The sequence below is a fragment of the Candidatus Propionivibrio aalborgensis genome, assembly GCF_900089945.1.
GTDB lineage: Bacteria > Pseudomonadota > Gammaproteobacteria > Burkholderiales > Rhodocyclaceae > Propionivibrio > Propionivibrio aalborgensis.
In genome coordinates this window covers 1-1,735 of sequence record NZ_FLQY01000273.1, presented here as the reverse complement: position 1 = coordinate 1,735, position 1,735 = coordinate 1, and the positions used below count along the sequence as shown (strand labels likewise).

The following is a 1,735-nucleotide window of genomic DNA, read 5'->3' as shown; positions in this document are numbered from 1 at the left end:
GGCGAGCGGGTCGGGTTTTCCTCCTGCTACCTGACCGATACGCCGGGCGAGATCAAGCTGGACAAGGTTTATGTACATCCGGATTGGCAACGCGACGGTGTTGGCGGCGCGCTGATAGAGCGGGTTGTCGGGCGTGGTCGTGCGGCCTGCTGCGATACGCTGGTTCTGGCGGTGAATAAGCAGAATGTCCGTGCCATTGCCGCTTATGAGAGGAAGGGCTTCTCGGTACGTGAGTCGGTGTGCGTCAATATTGGCGGTGGATTTGTCATGGACGACTTTATAATGAGCCGTTCCATTGCGTAGGCCACCATGAAACTCAAGTTCTCGAAAATGCACGGGTTGGGCAACGACTTCGTTGTGCTCGACGGTGTGCGCCAGTCGATCGATTTGTCACCGGAACAGTTGCGCCTGCTCGCCAGCCGCAACTTCGGTGTCGGCTGCGACCAGATACTGCTGGTCGAGAAGCCGTCGCAAGCCGGTGTGGATTTTGGCTACCGCATTTTCAATGCCGATGGCGGTGAGGTTGAGCAGTGTGGCAATGGTGCACGCTGCTTCGTGCGTTTTGTGCACGATCAGGGTTTGACCGAAAAGCACGAGATTCGTGTTGAAACAACGGGCGGTATCCTTGGCCTCCGTTTGGAGGCCGATGGGGCTGTCACGGTGGACATGGGTGTGCCCGTGTTTGCACCGGAGAAGATCCCGTTCCTCAGCCTGACGGACGAACTCGTTCAATTGCTCACGATTGGCAACGAGGCAATCGAGATCACGGCGGTTTCAATGGGCAATCCTCACGCTGTGCACGTGGTTACCGATATCGATACGGCACCCGTTGCTTCTTGGGGGCCGTTGATCGAGTCACACCCCCACTTTCCGCAGCGGGTCAATGCCGGCTTCATGCAGATTGTCGGACGGCGGGCGATTCGACTGCGTGTTTTCGAACGTGGGGCCGGCGAAACGCTGGCCTGTGGTTCCGGCGCTTGCGCCGCCGTGGTCGCGGGAATTGCGCGCGGCCTGCTCGACTCGCCAGTGCGTGTTACAACGCATGGCGGAGAGCTTACTATTGCCTGGGGCGGCGAGGGCACATCCGTGCTGATGACCGGCCCGGCGGTTACTGTCTATACCGGAGAAATCGAGATATGAAATCAGAAGAGATCGCCAAATACCTGCAGGATAATCCGCAGTTCTTCGAAGAGCATGCGGATCTGGTTGCGCGCATTGTTATTCCGCATCCGCATGGCGGGCGAACCATCTCGATTACCGAGCGCCAGATGTTGAGTTTGCGCGACAAGAACAAGCTGCTTGAAGCCAAGATGGACGAGTTACTTCAGTTCGGTGAGGAAAACGACACGATCAGCGAAAAGATGCATCGCCTCGCGGTCGCAATGATTGCTGCTTCCAGCTTTCAGTCGGTGCTGCACACGCTGAATTTTCATTTGCGCGACGACTTCTCCATTCCGCACGTGGCCCTGCGCCTGTGGGATCGATCGGACAACACGGATGAACTGCCTGAATTTGCCAACGTCAGCGAAGAATTGCAGGTGTTTGCCGAGACACTCAGTCAACCCTATTGCGGTTCGACTTCCGGCTTTGAAACCTCATCCTGGTTCGGCGATGCCGCGGAGCACATACGCTCGCAGGCTCTGATCGCCATGCGTAGCGGAGGCGGTACCGTTGGAATGATCGCGCTCGGTAGCGAAGAGCCGCAGCGCTTCTATGTCGGAATGGGCACCTTGTA

3 protein-coding genes are annotated in these 1,735 nt (G+C 57.6%); all 3 read left to right on the top strand.

From position 1 onward, the window contains the following. Nucleotides 1-303, top strand: a 303-nt coding sequence (locus PROAA_RS12815) for a GNAT family N-acetyltransferase (RefSeq protein ID WP_186411715.1), incomplete at its 5' end; no start/stop codon positions are given. A gap of 6 nt (nt 304-309) precedes the next feature. Then, on the top strand, nt 310-1,140 hold the full coding sequence (gene dapF, locus PROAA_RS12810; protein WP_186411714.1) for a diaminopimelate epimerase: 831 nt from the start codon (nt 310-312) through the stop codon (nt 1,138-1,140). Then, on the top strand, nt 1,137-1,735 hold a 599-nt coding region (locus PROAA_RS12805; RefSeq protein WP_186411713.1), incomplete at its 3' end, for a DUF484 family protein. The genes dapF and PROAA_RS12805, both read left to right, overlap by 4 nt.